This is a genomic window from Brachybacterium sp. JB7, from assembly GCF_003335205.1.
In the GTDB taxonomy this organism is placed as follows: domain Bacteria; phylum Actinomycetota; class Actinomycetes; order Actinomycetales; family Dermabacteraceae; genus Brachybacterium; species Brachybacterium alimentarium.
This window is the reverse complement of the sequence record NZ_QPGN01000021.1, coordinates 16,338-38,006: the sequence shown is the minus strand read 5'-3', so window position 1 is coordinate 38,006 and position 21,669 is coordinate 16,338. Positions and strand designations below refer to the sequence as shown.

Genomic DNA, 21,669 nt, shown 5'->3' with positions numbered 1-21,669 from the left:
CCGTCCGTCGCACCCGCCCCGTACTCTCGGACGAGCCGTCCACAGCTGCCCGGACGGCTCCGCCCCCACCTCCTGAGGAGCCCCGTGCGCCGGTCCGCCACCACCAAGAAGCCCGTGCTGGGCCGACTCGTCCTGCCCGGTCTCGAGGACGCCGACGCCGAACAGCTCGAGCCGCACGAGAGCTACGAGGGCTTGCGCATCGAGGGCGGTGACCTCTCCGGGCGCGATCTGACCGGCACGACCTTCACCGAGTGCGAGCTGGTGGGCGTCACCGCGCACACCACGATCCTCCAGCACGGCCGGCTCGTGGAGACCCGCCTGGAACGGCTGAACGCACCGGTGCTGGACGCCACCCGCTCCACCTGGCGCGATGTCGAGCTGCTCGGCTCCCGGATCGGCGCCCTGGACATCTACGACGCGCAGATCCGCTCCACCCACGTCGTGGGCAGCAAGTTCGACTGGATCAACCTGCGCTCCTCGACGCTCGAGGACGTCCTGTTCGAGGACTGCACGATCGACGAGCTGGACCTCGGCGGGGTCACCGCCACGCGGGTCTCCTTCGTGAACTGCCGCGCCGGCAGCGTCTCCCTCGCGCACGCCCGGCTGACGGACGTGGACCTGCGCGGGCTCGAGGTCGGCTCGATCAGCAACCTCGAGGGGATGTCCGGCGCGACGCTCGACGCCCAGCAGGTGACCGCCCTCGCCCCGGCCTTCGCGAGCCATCTCGGCATTCGGGTGGAGGGCTGAGAACGCCTCTCGATCGCGAGGGAAGCCCCATAGGCTGAGACCCGAGCACCCACCCGACGAAGGAGTCGACCGATGACCGGCATCCGCGCTCTCACCCTTGTCCTGGACGACCCATCAGCCGCAGCGACAGCCCTGCGCGACGCCGCCGGCTGGACCCTCGACGCCGACTACGGCAGCTTTGCCTCGCTGACCGCCCCGAACAGCATTCCGCTGTGGCTCAACGCCCCGGCCGACGGCGAGACGACCGCGCAAGGGATCGTCCTCCACTTGGAGTGCACGGACGTCGACGCAGCCTTCGAGCACGCCGTGTCTCGCGGTGCGATCGCCGTCCGGGAGCCGACGGACATGGACTTCGGCGAGCGCTCAGCGTGCGTGCGCCTGGACGCCGCACCGGGAGTGACGATCGACTTCTCCCGCCCTCTCGGGTGAGGCGAGCGGTCTCGGCGCGCCCCCGCACAGCAGAACGCGGGCCGAGGTGATCCCCGACCCGCGCCTGAACGGCCAGCCTAGCCTCAGCCGCGTCCGCTGAGGCGCTGCTTCTTCGAGGTGATCTCGCCGGTGTTGAAGCCCGCGAGGTGCAGCCCGCCGTGGAAGCGCGCATGCTCGATCTTCACGCAGCGGTCCATCACCACGTCGAGCCCCGCGTTCTCCGCGATCGCGGCCGCCTCCTCGTTCCACGAGCCCAGCTGCAGCCACAGGGTCTTCGCGCCCGCGTCGACGGCCTCCTGGGCCACGCCCGGCAGGTCGGCGTCCTTGCGGAACACGTCGACCACGTCCGGCGCCACCGGGAGGTCGGCGAGCGAGGCGTAGGCCGGCTGGCCGAGGATCGTGTCCGCGCGGGGGTTCACGAAGTACACGTCGTACGGAGCGCTGGAGAGCAGGTAGGTCGCCACGAAGTAGCTGGCCCGCGCCGGGTTCGCCGACGCGCCCACGATCGCGATGGACTGAGCCCGGCGCAGGATCGCCAGGCGCTCCGGGGCCGACGGGCCCTGCCAGGTGCGCTGGGGCTGGATCTGGGTCTGGTCGCTCATCGCTCCACTCCTGTCGCGGCCGTGATCGCCTGGTCGAGATCCCACAGGATGTCCTCGACGTCCTCGAGGCCCACCGAGATGCGGATCAGGTCCGCGCGCACGCCGCCCTCGAGCAGCTGCTCGGGGCTGAGCTGCTGGTGGGTGGTCGAGGCCGGATGGATGACCAGCGTGCGGGCATCGCCGATGTTCGCCAGGTGCGAGGCGAGCTGCAGGTTCTCCATGACCTTCTCGCCGGTGGCGCGGGCCGCGGCGGCCTGCTCCTCGGCGGTCTCGAACTCGCCGACGGGCGTGACGCCGAAGGCGAAGACGGCGCCCGGGCCCAGCGGCAGGTACTTCGCGGCCCGCTCGACGTGGGGGTGCGAAGGCAGCCCGGCGTAGGTCACGAAGGAGACGCGCGGATCCGTGTCGAGCCAGTGCGCGACCTCGCGGGCGCCCGCGAGGTGGGCGTCCATCCGCTGAGGGAGCGTCTCGACGCCCTGCAGCAGCTGGAACGCGGCCTGCGCCGAGAGCGACGGGCCGATGTCGCGCAGCTGCTCGGAGCGCAGCTTGGTGAGGAAGCCGTACTCGCCGAAGTTGTCCCACCACTTGATGTCGCCGTAGGACGCGACCGGCTCGGTCATGCTGGGGAACTTGCCGTTGCCCCAGTCGAAGCGGCCGGATTCCACCACCACGCCGCCGAGCGTGGTGCCATGCCCGCCGAGGAACTTCGTGGCGGAGTGGATGACGATGTCCGCCCCGTGCTCGAGCGGACGCACCAGGTACGGGGTAGCGAGCGTCGCGTCGACCACGAGCGGCACACCGTGCTCGTGGGCCACCGCGGCGAGTCCCTCGAGGTCGGCGATCTCCCCGGAGGGGTTGCCGATCATCTCGACGTAGAGCACCTTGGTCTCCTCGCGGAAGGCCGCGCGGAAGTCCTCCGGGTCCGAGGAGGGCACGAAGGTGGTCTCCACGCCGAAGCGGCGCAGGGTCACGTCCAGCTGGGTGACGGTGCCGCCGTACAGCTGGGCCGAGGAGACCACGTGGTCCCCGGCGCCGACCAGGGCGGCGAAGGTGATGAACTCCGCGCTCATCCCGGACGCGGTCGCGACCGCGCCGATCCCGCCCTCGAGCGAGGCGATGCGCTCCTCGAACGCGGCGACCGTGGGGTTGCCGATGCGGGAGTAGATGTTCCCGTACTTCTGCAGCGCGAACAGGTTCGCCGCGTCGGCCGCGTCGTCGAAGACGAATGAGGTGGTCTGATAGATCGGGACCGCGCGGGCGCCGTGCTGCGCGTCGGGCGTGCCGCCCGCGTGCAGGGCGCGGGTGCGGAATCCGAAAGTGCGCTCCGCGCTCATGCCGCTGCCCCCGTCCTGGACGGGTGGTCGGCCGGGAGGGTCTCGGCGGTCGCCGCGGCGGCCTCCTGCGCGCTCACGCCGGGCACGACGGGCAGCAGGTCCGTGTTCAGCTCGGTGCCGCGCGCACGGGCGAGGTCCTTCTCCTTCTCGCGCACGATGGGCAGCACGTCGCGGCCGAAGGCGGCGATCTCCTCCTGGAAGTGGAGGTAGCAGGTCAGCATGAGGTTCACTCCTACCTTCTTGTACTCGATGATGCGATCCGCGATCTCCTCGGGGGTGCCGATGAGGCGGGTCTTGAAGCCGTCGTTGTACTGCACGAGGTCCTCGAAGGAGGAGCCGGCCCACATGCCCTTGCCGTCCTTGGTGGAGGCGCCGGCCTCCTGCACGGACTTCCGGAACCCCTCGACGGCGGGGCGGTGCGCCTTGTCGACGATCTCGCGCAGGGTCTCCTCCGCCTCCTTCCGCGACTCCCGGGCGATGACGAAGCCGTTCAGGCCGAAGCGCGGCGAACGGCCGGCCTGCTGGGCGGAGGCCAGCACGCCGGCGACGTTCTCCTCGTAGCCCTCGAGGGTGCGACCGTTGGAGAAGTACCAGTCCGCGACGCGACCGGCGGTGTCCTGCGCGGCGGTCGAGTTGCCGCCGAAGAAGATCTCCGGATGGGGCCGGCCGGGCACGTCGACCGGCTTCGGGTTCAGGGTGAAGTCGTCGATGGAGTAGTACGAGCCGTCCTGCGAGTAGCCGTTCTCGGTGAGCAGCCCGCGCAGAGCGTTGATGAACTCCTCGGTGCGCACGTAGCGCTCGTCGTGCTCGAGCCAGGGCAGGCCGAACTTCACGAACTCGTCCTTGAGCCAGCCGGAGACGATGTTCACGGCGGCACGGCCCTCGGAGAGATGGTCCGCGGTGATCAGCCACTTCGCGAGCACGCCCGGATGCCACATGCCGGGGTGGAAGGCGGCGATGACCTTGAGCCGCTCGGTCGCGCCGAGCAGCGCCAGGGAGAAGGCGGAGGCCTCGTGCTGCTTGTCTGCGCCGTAGCTGGCGGCGTAGCGGGTCTGCGTGAGCGCGTAGTCGAAGCCGGAGTTCTCGGCGATCTGGGCCAGGCGCGCGTTGTACGGCAGCTGCCAGTCGGTGCGCTGCTCGATGGTGGAGACGACGAGGCCTCCGGAGACGTTCGGCACCCAGTACGCGAACTTCAGCGGCGTCTCGAAGCTCGAGGCGGGAACGGTGGTGGTCATAGGTCCTCCAGGGTCGGATCCGTCGGGGAGTCTGTCAGCTCAGCCCGGCGACGGCCGGGTCGTCCGCGGGCAGGGACGCGAGCGCGGCGGCGACGGCGGCGACCGCCTCCGGGTTCTGCAGGGACGTCGTGTCCCCCAGCGGTGTCGGCTCGCGGCCGGCGCGACGGTCGCGCTCGGCGTGGACCAGCTCGGCGAGCAGGCGGCGCATGATCTTCCCGGAGCGGGTCTTGGGCAGGTCCGGCACCTCGATCACGTGCCGGGGCTTGGCGATCGGTCCGATCTCGCGGGCCACCCGGGCACGCAGCGCGGCGTGGTCGAGCTCGGCGCCCCCGCCGCTGGGCACCTCGGAGTCGCCGCCGCTGGGCATGAGGAACACCGCCACGGCCTGGCCGGTCAGCGGATCGTGCACCCCGGCGGCGCCCGCCTCGGCGACGGTCGGATCCGCGACCAGCGCTGATTCGATCTCGATGGTCGACAGCCGGTGCCCGGAGACATTCACGACGTCGTCGAGGCGGCCGAGGATCCAGAAGCAGCCGTCGGCGTCGACCGTCGCGGAGTCCCCGGCGACGTAGTAGCCGCCGTGCTCGCCGCGGCCGGCGTAGTCCTTCCAGTACGAGTCGCGGTAGCGCGCGGGGTCGCCCCACACGGTGCGGGCCATCCCGGGCCACGGCCGACGGGCCACCAGCGTGCCGGCGACGCCCGCGGGCTGCTCGTTCCCCTCCGCGTCGACGACGGCCATGTCGATGCCGGGCAGCGCCACGGTCGCGGAACCGGGCTTCAGCGTGGTCACGCCCGGCAGCGGGACGAGCATCGAGGCGCCGGTCTCTGACTGCCACCAGGTGTCGATGATCGGCAGCTCACCGCGCCCGAAGGTGCGATGGAACCACACCCAGGCCTCGGGATTGATCGCCTCGCCGACGGTGCCCAGCAGGCGCAGCGAGGAGAGGTCGTGGCCGGTGGGCAGCTCGTCCCCGAACCACGACATGAAGGTGCGGATCAGGGTGGGGGCGGTGTAGTAGACGGTCACGCCGTAGCGCTCGATGATCTCGAGGTGGCGCTCACGGGTGGGCTCACCGGGGGTGCCCTCGTAGATCACCTGGGTGAGGCCGTTGGAGAGCGGCCCGTAGATCTCGTAGGTGTGGGCGGTGACCCAGGCGAGGTCCGCGGTGCACCAGTGGACATCGTCAGCCTTCGCGTCGAAGTGCGCCCAGTGCGACCACGAGGTGTGGGTGAGATAGCCGCCGGAGGTGTGGACCAGGCCCTTGGGCTTCCCGGTGGTGCCGGAGGTGTAGATGATGAACAGCGGGTGGGTGGTGTCATAGCGTCGAAGCAACACTCCCGGTCGGCGGGGGTCTGATCGGTGGAGTGTGCGGATGGCGCGGGTGGGGTTGTCGTTCAGCGACAGGTCGGAGATCTCGACGGCCTCGAAAGCGGGCTGGTCGGTGCGGAGGATCGCCCGTCACCTGGGGCGTTGCCCGTCGGTGATCTCGCGGGAGCTTCACCGGAACTCGACGAAGACCCGCGGCTACCAAGCCGTGACCGCAGACGTCAGAGCGCAGCGTCGGCGGGCTCGCCCGCAGCAGCGGAAGGTCGCGGGGGATCCGGTGCTGCAGGCGAGGGTGGAGGCGGATCTGGCCGCGTCGTGGACGCCGAACGAGATAGCGGGCCGGTTGCGTCTGGAGGCGACAGACCCGACCGTTGAACGCATGGCGAACTCTCCTGACGCACGCGGCCGAACCGTCTCCGGTGAGGCTATCTACCAGTACATCTACGCAATCCCGAAGGGTGAGCTCGCCCGCAAGGGCATCTTCCTGCAGTCCAAGCGGACCAAGCGCCGACCACGTACGACCGGGCGGACGCGCGGTGGCCCAATCGTAGGTATGGTCCCGATCGCGGAGCGAGGTGAGGACGCCGCCCAGCGTCGGGTGCCGGGGCACTGGGAAGGTGACCTGATCATCGGGAAGAACGGCACCTCGTGCGCGGCGACGCTGGTGGAGCGGATGAGCGGGTTCACCGGGCTGCTGGCCCTGCCCTCGAAACACGCCGAGCCAACCGCTGACGCGGTCATCGAGTTTTTCAACGACCTGCCCGAGATGATGAAGGCATCGTTGGCGTGGGACCAGGGCAGCGAGATGGCCCAGCACGCGAAGGTCTCCCTGGCCACGGCGATGCCGGTCTACTTCGCCGATCCCCACTCGCCCTGGCAGAGGCCCAGCAACGAGAACACGAACCGGCTCTACCGGGAGTATCTGCCCAAGGGCACGGTGATCCCCGATCACCAGCCCTACCTCACCACCATCGCCGAGGAGATCAACAATCGACCCCGCCGCCGACTGGGCTATCTCACGCCCACCGAGGCATTCGCTCGACTGCTCGCCGGCGAGCCCCATGTTGCTTCGACGCCTTGACATCGCCGTCGCCGAAGAGGTAGATGGGCAGGTAGGAGCCGATCGAGAACATGATTCCGAAGATCATGTAGGTCACAGCGTTGAGCATGCCGTTGCGGTACGCTCGCGGTCGCCACAGAATGGTCTCGCAGATCAGGCCGGCGGCCAGGTAGAAGGGGATCATGTAGAAGAACCCCGGCAGCGCGGAGATGATCGCGATGATCAGGTAGAACAGCACAGCGGTTCCGCGCTTAGCGACTCGATAGCTCATCAGGACATACACCGGGGCTGAGAACAGCGCGCACAGGCCGCCGACGACAGGGTAAGCGAAGCCATAGATCGGGGTGAGGATCATGCCGATCACGGTGTTAATCACCATCGCGAGGACACCGCAGATGCCAATGGTGACGAGGTCTTTGACCCCCAGCCGCCTTCGCGGCGAGGTGGAATTGTCCCGGGTTGAAGTGTTCATAGCGGTCCTTTCGAGCAGTGTTTAGGCAGGAAGTCACCAGTAGGCATTTGGCGCGAGACCGTACCGTCGAATTGGTGCGTGCCGGCCCTCGACCTCCTCGATCCGTGAGGAGCCAGGCTCATATGGAGGGCGAGTCTAAAGCTGTGATCCACTCCGATCGTGTCCCCAGCGTTCCTGGCTCGGCCACTCACCGAAGCAGGCTCCAGGCTCCCGGTGATGCCTGCCACGACGTTTGCCTCAACGTTCATGGCCGGCGTCCTGCGTTGGCACGTCCGAATTCGTCGCATCGCCTTCGGGCGGAGTCGGGATGCGTCGGAATCGGGGGTGAAGGAGAACGAACACGGAGACGATGGCCATGATGGCCGCGCCGACGATGATCGGCAGAGAGGTCCAGACGCCGTACAGGACGGTACCGGCGGTGGGTGCGACGACGAAGGTGAGACCCATGTTGGCGGCGATGAGCCCGGCCAGGCCTCCTTGTTCCTCGCGGGAGACCAACAGTGTTGGTCCGGCGGTGTAGCCGGGCATGGCGGTACCCAAGCCCAGGCCGATGAGGGCGATCGATCCGAAGAGGGCGACCGGCCCGGCATCGGGGATCAGCACGAGGAATCCGAGCAGCGCAACCACGCCGCCCACACGCAGCAGGGTGGCCGGGCCCCATCCCGTACTAGGAACAACGACTGTCTGGGCGAGGATCATGCCGATACCTGCGGCCAGGAGGGCCGCGCCGGTGAGCACTCCGGCTGTCTTCGCGTCCAGGTGAAGTCGGTCTTGGACTATGAAGCCCGTGACGATCTGGATGAACCCCAGGGCGGTGAACATGCCGAACCCGGCGAGCAGGAACGGCCACACCCGCGAGTCTGTCGGCCGGACGCTCGTAGGCTTCTCGATCAGTGTGGTGCGCGCCTCGGGGCGCAGCCGAAGGGCGACCAGCACGAGGCCGAGGGCGAGGAGCACCGGGACGGAGAGGATCGGGGCCATCAGCCCGAAAGCGGCGAGCAGGCCACCGACAACGGAACCGGCGATCTGAGCCACGCCCTGGACCGCGCCCACACCGGCCATGCCCTTGATCCGGGTGGTCTCATCGGTGGTGACATCAGCGATGTAGGCCTGCGCGGTTGGTTGGATAGCAGCAATGGCGGTGCCGAACCCGATACCGCGCAGCACGACGAACAGCGCGAACAGAACGGTGCCGCTGAGAGCGCCGATCATGCCGACCTGGGAGATCAGCGCGAAGGCTGCCGTCGCGATCGCACCGAGGGCCAGCGCCGCGAGGAGAACGCGTTTGCGTCCCAGCGACTGCGACCGGCGCCCCCATATCTGAGCCGTGAGCACCACCATGATCGCTGCTGTGCTGATGGTCACCCCGACCTGCCATTCGGCCAGGCCGACCTCGCGTGAGAGCGGGGCAATGATGGGGTTCAGCGTCATCTGCGCCAGGTAGGCCAGGAACACCGCCGTTAGCACCAGCTTGATCTGCGCGGGGTTGCTTGTCGTCATCCTCGGGGGTCCTTCAGTGCATCCGGGTCGGTCACGATGACGGCGTAGCATGTGTGCGCACACCGCGCTGTTCTCGCGTGTCGTTTCATGAGGCGTCGGTGGGGTGGGTGACGCGCCAGCCTTGGGCCCGTTCGCGTTCGGCCCAGAAGTCGGCGTACAGACCTGTGCCGGCGACGAGGTCGGTGTGGGTGCCGTGCTCCACGATCGCGCCGTCATCGAGGACGAGGATCTGGTCGGCTCCGGCGATCGTCGTCAGGTCGTGGCTGACGATCAGCATGGTTCGGCCTTCAGACAGTGCGGCCAGGCCGGCGTGGACGGCGATCGCGTTCTCCGGATCGAGCGATGCGGTGATCTCGTCGAGAAGCACGATGGGCGAGTCCTTGAGGAAGGCTCGCGCGATGGAGACGCGCTGACGCTCTCCGCCAGAGAGCGCGACTCCGGCCTCGCCGACCTGCGTGTCGAGGCCGTGGGGCATCCGGTCGATGATCTCGTCGACGCGGGACAGACGGATCGCCTCGCGCAGTTCGTCGTCAGTGGCCTCCGGGTTGCCGAAACGGATGTTGGCCTCGATCGTGTCATCGAGCAGGTAGACGTTCTGTTGGACCACCGAGAGCTGCTCCATCACGGTCTGTACCGGCAGCAGCCTGGCATCGACACCGCCAATGCGCACAGTGCCTGCGTCGGGGTCGAAGAACCTGGCGGCCAGCTGCAGGATCGTGCTCTTGCCCGATCCTGACGGCCCTACCAGAGCGGTAGTGGTTCCCGGGTGCGCCGAGAAAGTCACCTCGTGCAGCACTTGTCGACCCCCGGGATATGTGAAGTCGACGTGGTCGAAGGCGAGTTCTCCGGCCTGTTCGATGCTGTCTGTGCCCTCGGGTTGCGCGGGTTCGTCGAGGACATTGTCGATGCGATCCAGGTCGTGACCGGCGAGCCGGAGCGCGGAGCCGAGGTCGGCGGCGTCGATGAGTGGACCGGTGAAGCGTGCGGCGGCGAACAGCACCACGGCGGCGGTCGCCGCGCTCGCCGCGCCGGTGAGGGACTGCCACACGGCGATGACGATGACGGCGGCGAACATCAGCTGCACGGCGGTCGCGAAGCCGATCAGGCCGGGCAGGCTGGTGCGCAGCGAGCGGCGGGAGGCTTCCTGTTGGGCGCGGTGTGCTCTCGCCAGCATGCCGTTGCCGGCCTGATCGGCCCGGAATGCCCTCATCACCGGCTGGGCGCGAGTGAACTCCACGACGCGGCTGGCCGCCTCAACCGCCGCCTGGTCGATCTGATCGGCCGAGCGCTCAGCGAGCGCGGCCGCCCACCGGTACACCAGATACAGGAGTGGGGCGGCGATCAGCATCGTCAGCGCCACCGGCCAGTCGATGAACAGCAGCCCTAGCGCGATGGTCATGGGCGTAACGACGGCGGTCACCAGCGGCTGGATCAGGGTCGAGGCGGCCGTCCACACGGCGGTCGTGCCCTGGGAGACTGATTGCGAGAGTCTTCCGGTGCGATCGGAGGAGAACCAGCCCACCGGCAGCACGCCGAGGTGGTCGATGATGCTGCGGTGCAGGCCGCGCATCAGGGCGAGCCCGATCCGGGATCCCAGCACGCTCTGGATCGAGAATGCGATGCCCGCGATGACAGCGGCACCGATCACCGAGAGGATCCACGGCCAGCTCGCAGAAGCTTCACCTGCGAGCAGGTGGCGTAGTGCGGGGATCGCCAGCAGCAGCGCGACGCCCTGGAGGATCCCGTAGGCGACGCAGACGGTGAGGAAGGCGCGCATCTTCGCCCGGTCGTCCGATGCGAGGATCGGCAGCAGCTTGCGGATCATGCGGTCGTTCCTTCCTGGGCGTTCCACAGAGCGGCGTAGAGTCGGCCATGGTCCAGCAGTTCGTCATGGCGGCCGGTCTCGACGACCCGGCCGCCCTCGAGAACCACGATCTGGTCCGCGTCGGTGATCGTGCGCAGCCGGTGCGCGATGACGAGGACCGCACGGCCTGCGATCAGCGTTGACAGGGCGTCCTGGACGGCTGCTTCTGATTCGGGATCTGCGAAGGCGGTGGCTTCGTCTAGCACCACGATGGGAGCGTCAGCGAGCATGGCCCGTGCGATGCACAGCCGCTGGGTCTCACCGCCGGACGGAGTCACCTGCTCGTGCACGATCGTGTCGTAGCCATGCGGCATGGACATGATCACGTCGTGGATCTGCGCCGCTCGCGCTGCCGCCTCCACGGTCGCGTCGTCAGCGTCCGGGGCCGCTAGGCGCAGGTTGTCGCGCACGCTCATGCGCAGCAGAACGTTGTCCTGGAACACGAATGCGACTCGCCGGTAGATCTCTTCGGGAGCCGCGTGCCGCAGGTCGACTCCGCCGATCCGGATCGCACCGTCGGTGACGTCCCAGAACCGGGGCAGCAGCCGCGCCAGCGTGGACTTGCCGGAGCCCGATGGGCCCACCAGTGCTGTGACGGTGCCGGGTCGCAGTACGAGGTCGATGTCCGAGAGCACGTCGGTCTGCCCATCGTAGGAGAATCGCACGCCGTCGTACTCCACCACGGCACCCTCCGGGGTGCGTGGATGCGCGACCTGCGGTAGTACCGGGGTGCGGAGCAGGTCGCCCAGCCGCGCCGCTGCCGCGGTGGCGGTGCGCATTGCCTGCGCCCCGATCCCCATGTTCAGCACCGGTGCACCCAGTCCGACCCCGATCATCAACGCCAGCAGCACCTCGGCCGGCGCCCCCCACCCTGAATGGACGAACCAGGCCCCTGTCGCGAGCACCAGGGCGATCACCGTCGGCGGTGCCAGTACCGCACTCGCCAGCGCGTTGACGCGTAGCAGTGGTCCCATCCAGCGTTCGAAGAACACGGCCAGCTCGTCACCGACTGCGTGGTAGCGCTCCTGAGTGCTGCGCGTCCGGCCGAATGTCTTCACGACCGCGATGCCCTGCACGAACTCCACGATCCGGGAGTTCACCCGGCCCAATGCCTCGTCCCAGCGTGCCGCGTTCTCCGTGTTTCCGCGCATCATCACGCTCAGTCCGACGAAGTACAGCAGCACCGGCACCAGGCACACCAGGCCCAATCGCCAGTTGACGACGAACAGCAGTACGAATCCCGCGAGCGGGGCCACTATGGCTCCCACCAGGTCGTTGATCGCGTGTGCCACCAGATGATGCACGTCGTGCACGTCATCTTGCAGGCGGCGCTTCACCTGACCCGAGGAGCGTTCTCCGAACCAGCCCAGCGGCACCCGCCACAGCCGATCGGTCAATCGTTGCCGAAGCGCCTGGCCCACCGTTCCGTCCGCTCCGTGAGTGATGGTGTATGCCGCCCCTGTCGCGGCAGTGCGCACCAACACGCCGATCACGGCGATGACCGCCCACGCCCACACCACGTTCCCGCTCGCGCCTGCCGGCTGCAACAGTTCCTCGACGATCCGATAGATCGCGACATACGGCACCAAGGACGTCAGCGCGCCAAGCGCTTGGAACGCCCCCGCCAGGATCAGCCGCCCACGCACCGGAGCGAGCAGCGAGCCGAGGCTCTTGTCACTACCAGCGGCTCTCGTCTCGGGCTCAAGCGTATCCGGCGCCGACTCGGATTGAGCGTCGGGCAACACAGCCTGAGTAGCGGTCGCATCATCGGGCATGAGCCATCCTTTCAAGCATCCACTCATCGACGGTCTGCACGGTCCCCGATCGCGGGCCCTGTGCAGTGCACAAATCTTTGAAGTGAGTGTACCCTTACCCGGCGCGTTTGTTCAACGGACAACTACGCCGGGTATCGTGGTGGCACGACACTCCGCGGATGGGAGCCGAGCATGACAAAGCCGAAGGCAAAGAAGAGCAAACGCCAGCGCGGACCGCGCACCGCCGCGGACGAAGCCCCCTTGACTACAGAGCAGATCATCGAAGCCGGAGTCCGCCTCACAGCCGCCCGCGGCCTAGCCGGGTGGTCCACTCGGGACCTCGCGAAAGAGGTCGGCTGCTGGCCGACGGCGATTGCGCACCGCGTCGGCCCACGCCACGAGGTCGACCGCGTCATCGTCGACGCCGTCATGTGCTCAGTCGACTTACCGTCACCAGAACTCTCGTGGCGACCGTGGTATCAGCAGCTCCTCACCTCGCTGCACGACACACTGTCTGCGCACCCCGGCGTCGCCCGCTGGCTCGGCATGGCCGCCACGACCGTCCCTGCGGCGGTGCTGATGATCGATACCGGGGTCAGCAAGCTCGCTGAGGCCGGCTTGGGCGACGAAGCACCCGCCGCACACATCATGCTATTGAATACCGCCGTGCACCTGATCGCCTCCGAAGACGAGCGAGATGTCGACCCCAAGCTTCAGGACGCGATCCTCGCAAGCCTCGGCATGTTGTCCGAGGACAGTCAGCATCCAGGGGCGGCAATGTTCGCGGACACGCTCGCCCATGCCTTTGACCTCGATAGGCTCTACAACTACGCAGTCGAGCGTGCACTCGACGGCGTCGCAGCCCGCATTGCGACGAGACAGCCGATGAAACCATAGGCAACATCTCATTAGGGTAGCCTCACCTAAAGGCATCGGGTACACTAGCACCGATCGATAATTTGTGCACTGCACACCTGGCATCGGATTGTCGGTCCTACCCGGCGCGGACACCCTCCCCAGGCGGATCTCCGGTCACCCGCGCTTGCCGAGCCCATCGGAGGTGATTGCCTTGTCCGCGACAGACAGCACTGACGCCTGGCCGCCGGACTCCGATGAGTCCCTTCGGTCAACGGTGGTGTCATAGCGTCGAAGCAACACTCCCGGTCGGCGGGGGTCTGATCGGTGGAGTGTGCGGATGGCGCGGGTGGGGTTGTCGTTCAGCGACAGGTCGGAGATCTCGACGGCCTCGAAAGCGGGCTGGTCGGTGCGGAGGATCGCCCGTCACCTGGGGCGTTGCCCGTCGGTGATCTCGCGGGAGCTTCACCGGAACTCGACGAAGACCCGCGGCTACCAAGCCGTGACCGCAGACGTCAGAGCGCAGCGTCGGCGGGCTCGCCCGCAGCAGCGGAAGGTCGCGGGGGATCCGGTGCTGCAGGCGAGGGTGGAGGCGGATCTGGCCGCGTCGTGGACGCCGAACGAGATAGCGGGCCGGTTGCGTCTGGAGGCGACAGACCCGACCGTTGAACGCATGGCGAACTCTCCTGACGCACGCGGCCGAACCGTCTCCGGTGAGGCTATCTACCAGTACATCTACGCAATCCCGAAGGGTGAGCTCGCCCGCAAGGGCATCTTCCTGCAGTCCAAGCGGACCAAGCGCCGACCACGTACGACCGGGCGGACGCGCGGTGGCCCAATCGTAGGTATGGTCCCGATCGCGGAGCGAGGTGAGGACGCCGCCCAGCGTCGGGTGCCGGGGCACTGGGAAGGTGACCTGATCATCGGGAAGAACGGCACCTCGTGCGCGGCGACGCTGGTGGAGCGGATGAGCGGGTTCACCGGGCTGCTGGCCCTGCCCTCGAAACACGCCGAGCCAACCGCTGACGCGGTCATCGAGTTTTTCAACGACCTGCCCGAGATGATGAAGGCATCGTTGGCGTGGGACCAGGGCAGCGAGATGGCCCAGCACGCGAAGGTCTCCCTGGCCACGGCGATGCCGGTCTACTTCGCCGATCCCCACTCGCCCTGGCAGAGGCCCAGCAACGAGAACACGAACCGGCTCTACCGGGAGTATCTGCCCAAGGGCACGGTGATCCCCGATCACCAGCCCTACCTCACCACCATCGCCGAGGAGATCAACAATCGACCCCGCCGCCGACTGGGCTATCTCACGCCCACCGAGGCATTCGCTCGACTGCTCGCCGGCGAGCCCCATGTTGCTTCGACGCCTTGACATCGCCGTGCTCGGCGTCGAAGCTCCGGGCCTCGTGGTGCTCACTCGCCGTGTCCACGCTCTCGTGCCACCACACGTCGCGGTCCGGGGTCCAGGCGATGTCGAGCCCGGTGCGGCGCACCACCAGCACGTGCTCGAGGTGCTCGAGATCGCGGGCGGCCTCGTCGGCCTGCGACTTCACCTCGACGGCCTTCCCCCGACGGAACTGCCCGTCGGAGGTGACCAGGAGCTTCGCGCGGGTGTCCTCGAGGCGGAAGCGCACCGCCTCGGCGCTGAAGCCGCCGAAGACGAGCGAGTGCACGGCGCCGAGGCGGGCGCAGGCCAGGGCGATGACGACGGTCTCCACGAGCACCGGGAGGTAGACGACGACGCGGTCCCCCGGGCCGATGCCGAGATCGGTCAGGGCGTTGGCCGCCTGGCTCACGCGGCGCTGGAGGTCCTCGTAGGTGACGGACTCGCGATCCCCGGGCTCGCCCTCGAAGTGCAGGGCGACCTTGGTGCCGTTCCCGGCGCGCACGTGGCGGTCCACGCAGTTCTCGGCCACGTTCAGCCGGCCGCCGACGAACCAGCGGGCCGCCGGCACGCTCAGCTCCCCGGTAGCGGCGTCCGGCACGGGCGGCTCCCACTCGTGGGCGGTGTGCCAGGGCTCGGCCCAGTCCAGCCGGCGCGCGGCGTCCTCCCAGAAGGCGACGGGATCGGCCGACGCGGTCGCGTAGATGCTCGCGTCGACGTTCGCCTGCGCGGTGACCGCGGCGGGCGCCGGATAGGTGCGGGACTCGACGAGTCGCGCTTCGGGGGTGCCGATGGCTCCTGCGGTGTCGACGGCTCCGGTGGTCACAGTGCTCTCCGTACTCTCTGTCGTGCTCGGTGCGGTGCTCGTGCCCACGTCGCTCATGCCCACCTCGCCAGCAGCTTCTTCTCGACCAGGCCCAGCAGGGCGTTGGTGAGGCTGCCCAGCAGGGCGAGCAGCACGATCGCCAGCAGGATCCGGTCCACCCGACCGTTCTGCTGGGAGTCGTTGAGGATGAAGCCCAGGCCCATCGACGAGGCGATCAGCTCGGCCGCGACGAGGAACAGCCAGGCCTGGGCGAGCGCCAGGCGCAGACCGGAGACGACCGACGGCACCACAGCGGGCAGCTGGATCGTGCGGAACAGCGACCAGCCGCGCAGGCCGAAGCAGCGCCCGGCCTCCACCAGGTGGGGGTCGATGTGTCGCAGCGCGGAGGCGACGGTCGTGAACACGGGGAAGAAGGCACCGATCGCGATCAGCGTGACCTTCGATTCCTCGCCGATCTGCAGCCACAGGATCAGCAGCGGCACCCAGGCCAGGGACGGCACGGCGCGCAGGGCCGCGAGCGTCGGGTTCAGCAGGGCGTCGCCCGCCCGGGAGAGGCCGACGACGGCGGCCACGGCGAGGCCCGCGAGGGAGCCGATCGCGAAGCCCAGCAGCACGCGCTGCACGGAGATCGCGATGTGCAGGCCCAGCTCGCCGCGCTCGACCAGCTCGGCACCGGCCTGCACGACCGCCAGCGGGCCGGGCAGACGATAGGCCGGGACCAGCCCCGTCGCGGTCACGATCTGCCAGGCGGCGAGGATGACCAGCGGCAGCACGGCGCCCAGGGCCAGGCGCACCCCGGTGCGGTCCCAGAGGGCAGGGCGGCCGGACTCCGTCAGGGCCGATGCCCGGGGACCGGCCGGCGTCGTGTCAGGAGTCGCAGGGTCGGCCGAGGTGGACAGGGGAACGGCCTCGAGGCTCATGACTGCTCCACCGCGGACGTCGCGAAGTTAGCGTGGATGATCTCGCCGCGGGCCTTCTCGACCGCGTCGGCCCCACCCTGGACGTCGCCGGAGTCGGCGAGCATCGGGGATATCGCCTCGAGCACGGCGAGCTGGTCGTCGCCGGGCACGCCGCTGACGTCGAGGTTCGAGCGCTCCTGGATGACGGTGGTCGCGACCTCGAGCTCGATGCCGGCGGCGTCGGCCAGCAGCTGCGCGGTCGCGTCGAGGTTCTCCAGTGCCCAGGCGCGGGCCTCCTCGTAGGCGTCCACGACCACCTGGGCGACGTCCGCGTGGTTGTCGATGAAGTCCTCGGTGGCGTTGAGGAAGCCGTACGTGTTGAAGTCGACGTTGCGGTACACGAGCTGCGCGTCGGACTCGACCTCGGCGGCGCCCATGATCGGGTCCAGCCCCGACCAGGCCTCGACGCTGCCGCCCTCGAGGGCGGAGCGGCCGTCGGCGTGCTGGAGCGGCTGGAGCTCCACGTCGTCGATCGTGAGACCCGCCTCGCCGAGGGCCTGGACGAGGAAGAAGTAGGGGTCGGTGCCGGGAGTCGCGGCGACCGCACGGCCGGCGAGGTCGGCCGGGTCCGCGATGTCGCTGTCCGGGCCGACGACGAGGGCGGACCACTCGGGCTGGGAGTAGATGCCGATGACCTTGATCGGCGAGTTGTTGGCGCGGGCGAGCAGCGCGGCCGAGCCGGCCGTGGAGGCGACGTCGGCCGAGCCGGAGCGCAGGAACTCGTTGGCCTTGTTGGATCCGGCGGACTGCACCCAGGTCACGGTCACCGAGTCGCCGAGGGCCTTCTCGAGCAGCTCCTGATCGCGCACCACCAGGCTGAGCGGGTTGTAGGTGGCCCAGTCGATGCTGAGCGTGCCCGTGCTCCACTCCCCGTCGCCGCCGCCCGTGTCGGAGCCCTCTCCGGCCACGCAGGCGGACAGTCCCATCCCGGCGACCGCGGTGAGTCCGAGGGCGGTGGCGGTGCGGCGGCTGATGCGGTGGGTCATGAGGGAACTCCGTGGTGTGGCAGGGGTGGTGCGGCGGCGTGCGAAGGGGCAGCGCTGTGCGAGGGATCGGGGCAGTGCGAAGGGCGGGCAGTGCGAGGGACGGGGCGTGACTATCCGTGCACGCCGAGACCCTCGAGGAGCTCGACGCGGAGGTCGGCCAGGGTGCGGTCGGCGCGATCACGGGGGCGGGCGCCGGGGACCTCCACGGTGCGGGCGATCGATCCGGAGGAGCTGTCCTCGAGGAGGGAGCGCAGGAGCAGCACACGGTCGGCGAGGTAGAGCGCCTCCTCGACGTCGTGGGTGACGACGAGGACGGTGGTGGGCTCGGCCGCATGGATCTCCAGCAGCAGGTCCTGCATGCGCAGCCGGGTCAGGGCGTCCAGGGCGCCGAAGGGCTCGTCCAGCAGGAGCACCTCGGGGCTGCGGGCGAGCGCCCGGGCCAGGGAGGCGCGCTGAGCCATGCCGCCGGAGACCTCGCGGGGGCGCTGCGTGGCGGCGTGCTCGAGGCCGACGAGCTGCAGCAGCTCGCGCACCCGTTCGCGGCCCTCGCGTTTCCCGGTGCCGCGGGGCAGGCCCAGGGCGACGTTGTGCTCGAGGGTGCGCCAGGGCAGCAGGCGCGGCTCCTGGAAGGCGACCGCGGTGCGGGGGTCGGTGCCGCGGAGCGGGGTGTCCCCGATGCGGATCTCACCAGCGCTGGGCCGGTCCAGGCCCGCGATCAGTCGCAGCAGGGTGGACTTCCCGCAGCCCGAGGGACCCACCACGGCGACGATCTCGCCGGCCGTGAGGTCGAGGTCGACCTCCCGCAGGACGACCTGGCGTGCACCGGCAGCGGGGAACGACCGGCCGACGGCGTCCAGGCGCACCTCGTGCGACTGCGGGCGCGCCGGGGCCGAGGCGGCCTCGCGGTCCCGGAGACCGCCCGCGTTGCTGCTGGGGGCGTCGAGAGTGCTGGTCATGTCCTCGATCATGAACGCCGACGGCGGCCCGACGCCACCAGCGTGTCATAAGCCGTCATAGTCGCGGTGCGAAGAGAACGGCTGGGAGGGTCCGGGCCGCGGTCCGCGCGCGATGCGCGATGCGGATGGGGCCGGGCGGGACGCGGGCGAGACGCGGGTCGGTGGCGTGTCGAGCGAGGGTCGGGGCGAGTGGAGCGCCGGTGCGCGGAGGGGGCGGAGCAGCGGAGCGGGCACTGACGACGCCTCCCCCGCATGTGGCGCAGACCATCCGTGAACGTCAAGTCGCACCAGGTTCCGGGCATCTCGGCCCGTGGCAAGCAAATGGCCGACAAATCCCTCGACCCGGCTCCTTCAAGCCCCTCGAACACGCGCGGGGACGGCTCCTAGCGTGGACGCTTCATCCCCGGGTCCTCCCGTCGGCCGCCCCAGCTGCGGGCGCCGATCCCGGCGCACAGCTCCCGGTCTACGGAATCCGGAGTGTCCTGAGCGTCCGGAGTCCTGAGGACATCGCCTCCGCGCCGCGGGATGAGGCAGACCATCAGCAGCACCGAGAAGGATCAGAACCCCCATGACGCATCAGAACACGCACCGCGCGGTCGGCCGGGCCGTCACGCCTCTCAGCAGCACCCGCCGCGCCGTCCACGCCGTCGGCGGCAGCGCCGTCCTGGGCACCGTCCTAGTCGGCACCGCCTTCGCCGGAGGCTCCTCCGCGATGGCCAACGACGAGGGCCTCGCCGGCTCCGACGAGGCGCCCAGCACCTCCCAGTCCGCTTCTGCCCCGTCCGTTCCGACCGCCAGCGCCTCGCAGGCCTCCTCCTCGGAGGGCTCGCAGACGCTGCGCCAGGGCGACTCCGGCACCGAGGTCGAGGCGCTGCAGGCCTCGCTCAACGCCCAGGGCGCCGAGCTGCCCGAGACGGGCTACTTCGGCTCCATGACCCTCGACGCGGTCACCGACCTCCAGGCCGAGAACGGTCTCCAGGTCGACGGCGTGGTGGGACCCGACACCCACGGCGTGCTCGGCGGCGGATCCGACGGATCCGCCGAGGCCGAGTCCGCCCCCGCCGGCGCCTCCGCCCCGGGCGCCTCCGCGATCCCGGCCAGCACCTCGTCCGCCGGCGGCGACTCGATCGTCGACGCCGCGCGCTCCGCCATCGGCAGCCCCTACTCGTGGGGCGGGGACTCGCTCGGCGGGATGGACTGCTCCGGCCTGATCACCTACGCCTATGAGGCCGCCGGCATCGACGTGCCGCGCACCAGCGGCGAGATCGCCACCCAGGGCCGCAGCATCTCCGAGTCCGAGGCGCAGCCCGGCGACATCGTGGTGTGGCCCGGCCACGTCGCGATCTACGCCGGCGACGGACAGATCATCGATGCCTCCGGCTCCCAGCAGCAGGTCGTCGAGCGCGGGATCTGGGGCAACCCCACCGGGTTCGTCACCTACCGCTGATCGACCCCCTCGGCGACTGCGCCGACTCCCGAGACCCGGCCCCGCATCCAGCGGGGCCGGGTCTCGTCGTTATGGGCTCGAGGCTCGGGGGCGCCGCGCACAGGGCACCGGGCACCGGGCACCGGCTCAAGACTCAGGACTGTGCGCTCAGCGGCGCAGACGGTGTTCCAGGGAGGCCTTCACGCCGGACCACTCGTCGGCGAGGATCGAGTAGACGACCGTGTGCCGCAGGGTGCCGTCGGGCATGATGCGGTGCGCCCGCAGGATGCCGTCCTGCTGGGCGCCGAGGCGCTCGACGGCACGGCGCGAGGCGATGTTGAGGTGGTGCACCCGGAACTCGACACCCAGGCAGCCGAGCTCCTCGAAGGCATGGGTGAGCAGCGCGAGCTTGGTGGCCGCGTTCAGCCCCGTACCGTGGGTGGAGCCCGCCATATAGGTGCTGCCGAGCTCGAGACGACGGTCCCGCAGGGAGATGTTCAGGAAGGTCGTGTGGCCGATGACCCGGCCGCTCCCCCGCTCCACCACAGCCCAGGAGGCCGTGTGCCCCGCCTCGTCGGAGGCGCACTGGTCGGCCACCCGAGCGGCGACCTCCTCGGGCGGGGGCACGTGCGGTGCGTAGGGGATCCGCCAGATCTCCCCGTCGGCCACGACCTCCCGCAGCCCGTCGACATGCTGCGGGCCCAGCGGCTCCAGGCGCACGCGATCGTTCTCCAGCGGCACCGGCCGGGGGTGGTCCATGGGGGCGGTGGAGACGCTCGCGAGGGTCGACCAGTGCGAAATCATCAGTGCCTGTCCATCAGTGCTTGTCCATCAGTGCTTATCGATCGCCATCTCGTAGTAGCGCAGCAGGTCGTCGGACGCATTCTCCCAGGAGAACTTCTCCGCCTCGGCGCGCGCCGCCTCGCGGATCCGGCCGCGCAGAGACGTGTCGCCCAGCCGGGTGAGCGCCGCGTCGAGGCTCGCCTGGTCCCCGGCGTCGAAGAGCAGCCCGTCCTTCCCGTCGGTGACCTGCTCCATCGTCGGTCCCGAGCGGGCGGCGACCACCGGGAGCCCGGAGGCCATGCCCTCGAGGATCACCAGCCCCAGGGTCTCGGTGACCGAGGGGAACACGAAGGCGTCCGCGCTCGCGAACGCGCTCGCGAGCTCCTCGCCCTCCATGAAGCCGGGGAACAGGGTCGCGGTGCCCGCGAACATCCGCTCGAGCTCCCGACGGTAAGGGCCGTCGCCCACGATCGCGAGCGCCACGTCGTCCCGGCGCTCCATCATCGGCCGCAGGGAGTGGATCTCCTTCTCCGCAGCCAGCCGGCCCACGAACACCAGCAGCTTCTTCTCCGGATGCCCCTGCGAGAGGCGCTCGCGCATCGCCTCGGACGCGAAGCGGGGGTGGAAGGTCTGCGTGTCCACCCCGCGACGCACCACGTGGAGGTTCTGCAGGCCCTTCTCGGCGAGCTCGGCCTTCATCGACTCGGAGGTCGCGAGGTTGATGTCGGCCAGAGCGTGGTTGCGCTTGATCTGCCACCACACGGCGGGCTTGCCCCAGCGGTATGCCCGGTAGAGGTCCAGGTAGCGCGGGATGTGCGTGTGATAGCTCGCCACCAGCGGGATCCGCTGCCGGTGCGCGGCGTAGGCCCCCGAGGAGGCCAGCAGGAGCGGCTGCGCGGCATGGACCACGTCAGGATGGAAGCCGCGGATGATGCCGTCCACGGTGGGGTTCGGGAGGGTGAAGCGCCGGTGCTTGTAGAACGGCAGAGTCACCGGTCTGATCCCCACCACCCGGGCCCCATGGTGCTCGGTGACACCCAGCTCCGGGGCGACCACCATGACCTCGTGCCCGAGGTCGGTGAACCGGTCGACGGCGTGGCGGAGCCTGGTCACCACGCCGTCGACTGACGGCAGGAAGGTCTCCGTGACGATCGCGATCTTCACGGA

Annotated in this window: 18 protein-coding genes and 2 pseudogenes; 6 read left to right on the top strand and 14 right to left on the bottom strand. The window is 69.5% G+C overall.

Translation table 11 applies throughout. The annotated features are described in order from the left end of the window. The first annotated feature begins 84 nt into the window (after positions 1 to 84). Both CIK81_RS16105 and CIK81_RS16100 read left to right on the top strand, forming a co-directional pair. Entirely contained in the window at positions 85 to 747 is a 663-nt protein-coding gene (locus CIK81_RS16105; RefSeq protein ID WP_096166768.1) for a pentapeptide repeat-containing protein, read from the top strand. A 72-nt stretch (positions 748 to 819) separates the two neighbouring features. Beyond that, positions 820 to 1,176 carry a glyoxalase/bleomycin resistance/extradiol dioxygenase family protein gene (locus CIK81_RS16100; protein WP_114355887.1) on the top strand — a complete coding sequence of 119 codons (357 nt, stop codon included), beginning with the start codon at positions 820 to 822 and terminating at the stop codon, positions 1,174 to 1,176. Positions 1,177 to 1,259: 83 nt separating this feature from the next. Here CIK81_RS16100 and CIK81_RS16095 read toward each other — a convergent pair whose 3' ends face one another. From CIK81_RS16095 to CIK81_RS16080, 4 genes and pseudogenes are all read right to left on the bottom strand, one after another. Further along, a complete protein-coding gene (locus tag CIK81_RS16095) occupies positions 1,260 to 1,778 on the bottom strand; it encodes a CoA-binding protein (RefSeq protein WP_096166770.1) in 519 nt (172 codons plus the stop codon). Continuing rightward, positions 1,775 to 3,112, bottom strand: coding sequence for an O-acetylhomoserine aminocarboxypropyltransferase/cysteine synthase family protein (locus CIK81_RS16090; RefSeq protein WP_096197483.1), 1,338 nt, complete (start codon positions 3,110 to 3,112; stop codon positions 1,775 to 1,777). Before CIK81_RS16090 ends, CIK81_RS16095 begins: the two co-directional genes overlap by 4 nt. Next, on the bottom strand, positions 3,109 to 4,347 hold the full coding sequence (gene sfnG / locus CIK81_RS16085; protein ID WP_114307518.1) for a dimethylsulfone monooxygenase SfnG: 1,239 nt from the start codon (positions 4,345 to 4,347) through the stop codon (positions 3,109 to 3,111). The genes CIK81_RS16090 and sfnG overlap by 4 nt, the downstream gene beginning before the upstream one ends. 34 nt (positions 4,348 to 4,381) lie before the next feature. Then, positions 4,382 to 5,668: pseudogene (locus CIK81_RS16080) on the bottom strand (AMP-binding protein); the annotation flags it as partial. A gap of 52 nt (positions 5,669 to 5,720) precedes the next feature. Here CIK81_RS16080 and CIK81_RS16075 point away from each other — a divergent pair. After that, complete coding sequence (locus CIK81_RS16075) at positions 5,721 to 6,755, top strand: IS30 family transposase (RefSeq protein ID WP_096166919.1); 1,035 nt, start codon at positions 5,721 to 5,723, stop codon at positions 6,753 to 6,755. On the opposite strand, the gene CIK81_RS16070 is transcribed toward CIK81_RS16075, so the two are convergent. From CIK81_RS16070 to CIK81_RS16055, 4 genes are all read right to left on the bottom strand, one after another. Continuing rightward, on the bottom strand, positions 6,691 to 7,206 hold the full coding sequence (locus tag CIK81_RS16070; RefSeq protein WP_114355886.1) for an MptD family putative ECF transporter S component: 516 nt from the start codon (positions 7,204 to 7,206) through the stop codon (positions 6,691 to 6,693). The two genes, CIK81_RS16075 and CIK81_RS16070, sit on opposite strands and share 65 nt — an antisense overlap. A 237-nt stretch (positions 7,207 to 7,443) precedes the next feature. After that, positions 7,444 to 8,706: an MFS transporter gene (locus CIK81_RS16065; RefSeq protein ID WP_073884835.1), complete on the bottom strand. Its 1,263-nt coding sequence runs from the start codon at positions 8,704 to 8,706 to the stop codon at positions 7,444 to 7,446. An 85-nt stretch (positions 8,707 to 8,791) separates the two neighbouring features. Further along, a complete protein-coding gene (locus CIK81_RS16060; protein ID WP_073884834.1) occupies positions 8,792 to 10,531 on the bottom strand; it encodes an ABC transporter ATP-binding protein in 1,740 nt (579 codons plus the stop codon). Beyond that, on the bottom strand, positions 10,528 to 12,345 hold the full coding sequence (locus CIK81_RS16055; RefSeq protein ID WP_073884833.1) for an ABC transporter ATP-binding protein: 1,818 nt from the start codon (positions 12,343 to 12,345) through the stop codon (positions 10,528 to 10,530). Before CIK81_RS16055 ends, CIK81_RS16060 begins: the two co-directional genes overlap by 4 nt. Positions 12,346 to 12,516: 171 nt before the next feature. On the opposite strand from CIK81_RS16055, the gene CIK81_RS16050 reads away from it, so the two are divergent. Continuing rightward, entirely contained in the window at positions 12,517 to 13,221 is a 705-nt protein-coding gene (locus CIK81_RS16050; protein ID WP_073884832.1) for a hypothetical protein, read from the top strand. A gap of 298 nt (positions 13,222 to 13,519) precedes the next feature. After that, the gene (locus CIK81_RS16045; RefSeq protein ID WP_096166919.1) at positions 13,520 to 14,554 is read left to right on the top strand and encodes an IS30 family transposase; all 1,035 of its coding nucleotides are present in this window, start codon (positions 13,520 to 13,522) and stop codon (positions 14,552 to 14,554) included. 7 nt (positions 14,555 to 14,561) lie between these two features. Here the strand turns inward: CIK81_RS16045 and CIK81_RS16040 are convergent. From CIK81_RS16040 to CIK81_RS16025, 4 genes and pseudogenes are all read right to left on the bottom strand, one after another. Further along, positions 14,562 to 15,449: pseudogene (locus tag CIK81_RS16040) on the bottom strand (AMP-binding protein); the annotation flags it as partial. Then, positions 15,446 to 16,312: an ABC transporter permease gene (locus CIK81_RS16035; protein WP_114307649.1), complete on the bottom strand. Its 867-nt coding sequence runs from the start codon at positions 16,310 to 16,312 to the stop codon at positions 15,446 to 15,448. The pseudogene CIK81_RS16040 and the gene CIK81_RS16035, both read right to left, overlap by 4 nt. Then, a complete protein-coding gene (locus CIK81_RS16030) occupies positions 16,309 to 17,337 on the bottom strand; it encodes an aliphatic sulfonate ABC transporter substrate-binding protein (protein WP_114307650.1) in 1,029 nt (342 codons plus the stop codon). Before CIK81_RS16030 ends, CIK81_RS16035 begins: the two co-directional genes overlap by 4 nt. Before the next feature lie 110 nt (positions 17,338 to 17,447). Next, on the bottom strand, positions 17,448 to 18,293 hold the full coding sequence (locus CIK81_RS16025) for an ABC transporter ATP-binding protein (RefSeq protein WP_114307654.1): 846 nt from the start codon (positions 18,291 to 18,293) through the stop codon (positions 17,448 to 17,450). Between the two features lie 568 nt (positions 18,294 to 18,861). Here CIK81_RS16025 and CIK81_RS16020 point away from each other — a divergent pair. Continuing rightward, positions 18,862 to 19,740 (top strand): C40 family peptidase, encoded by an 879-nt coding sequence (locus CIK81_RS16020; protein WP_114355885.1) that lies wholly within the window; start codon positions 18,862 to 18,864, stop codon positions 19,738 to 19,740. A gap of 147 nt (positions 19,741 to 19,887) precedes the next feature. Here the strand turns inward: CIK81_RS16020 and CIK81_RS16015 are convergent, their stop codons facing one another. Together CIK81_RS16015 and CIK81_RS16010 are read right to left on the bottom strand one after the other, a co-directional pair. Then, positions 19,888 to 20,523, bottom strand: a complete 636-nt coding sequence (locus CIK81_RS16015) for a GNAT family N-acetyltransferase (protein ID WP_241964225.1) — start codon at positions 20,521 to 20,523, stop codon at positions 19,888 to 19,890. Between the two features lie 27 nt (positions 20,524 to 20,550). Then, positions 20,551 to 21,666 carry a glycosyltransferase gene (locus tag CIK81_RS16010; RefSeq protein ID WP_114307652.1) on the bottom strand — a complete coding sequence of 372 codons (1,116 nt, stop codon included), beginning with the start codon at positions 21,664 to 21,666 and terminating at the stop codon, positions 20,551 to 20,553. Positions 21,667 to 21,669: the final 3 nt, after the last annotated feature.

Bases quoted from the DNA above. Each gene is read 5' to 3' on its own strand.
- CIK81_RS16100 (WP_114355887.1), top strand. From the start codon at position 820: ATGACCGGCATCCGCGCTCTCACCCTTGTCCTGGACGACCCATCAGCC.
- CIK81_RS16095 (WP_096166770.1), bottom strand. From the start codon at position 1,778: ATGAGCGACCAGACCCAGATCCAGCCCCAGCGCACCTGGCAGGGCCCG.
- CIK81_RS16090 (WP_096197483.1), bottom strand. From the start codon at position 3,112: ATGAGCGCGGAGCGCACTTTCGGATTCCGCACCCGCGCCCTGCACGCG.
- sfnG (WP_114307518.1), bottom strand. From the start codon at position 4,347: ATGACCACCACCGTTCCCGCCTCGAGCTTCGAGACGCCGCTGAAGTTC.
- CIK81_RS16075 (WP_096166919.1), top strand. From the start codon at position 5,721: ATGGCGCGGGTGGGGTTGTCGTTCAGCGACAGGTCGGAGATCTCGACG.
- CIK81_RS16070 (WP_114355886.1), bottom strand. From the start codon at position 7,206: ATGAACACTTCAACCCGGGACAATTCCACCTCGCCGCGAAGGCGGCTG.
- CIK81_RS16065 (WP_073884835.1), bottom strand. From the start codon at position 8,706: ATGACGACAAGCAACCCCGCGCAGATCAAGCTGGTGCTAACGGCGGTG.
- CIK81_RS16060 (WP_073884834.1), bottom strand. From the start codon at position 10,531: ATGATCCGCAAGCTGCTGCCGATCCTCGCATCGGACGACCGGGCGAAG.
- CIK81_RS16055 (WP_073884833.1), bottom strand. From the start codon at position 12,345: ATGCCCGATGATGCGACCGCTACTCAGGCTGTGTTGCCCGACGCTCAA.
- CIK81_RS16050 (WP_073884832.1), top strand. From the start codon at position 12,517: ATGACAAAGCCGAAGGCAAAGAAGAGCAAACGCCAGCGCGGACCGCGC.
- CIK81_RS16045 (WP_096166919.1), top strand. From the start codon at position 13,520: ATGGCGCGGGTGGGGTTGTCGTTCAGCGACAGGTCGGAGATCTCGACG.
- CIK81_RS16035 (WP_114307649.1), bottom strand. From the start codon at position 16,312: ATGAGCCTCGAGGCCGTTCCCCTGTCCACCTCGGCCGACCCTGCGACT.
- CIK81_RS16030 (WP_114307650.1), bottom strand. From the start codon at position 17,337: ATGACCCACCGCATCAGCCGCCGCACCGCCACCGCCCTCGGACTCACC.
- CIK81_RS16025 (WP_114307654.1), bottom strand. From the start codon at position 18,293: ATGACCAGCACTCTCGACGCCCCCAGCAGCAACGCGGGCGGTCTCCGG.
- CIK81_RS16020 (WP_114355885.1), top strand. From the start codon at position 18,862: ATGACGCATCAGAACACGCACCGCGCGGTCGGCCGGGCCGTCACGCCT.
- CIK81_RS16015 (WP_241964225.1), bottom strand. From the start codon at position 20,523: ATGATTTCGCACTGGTCGACCCTCGCGAGCGTCTCCACCGCCCCCATG.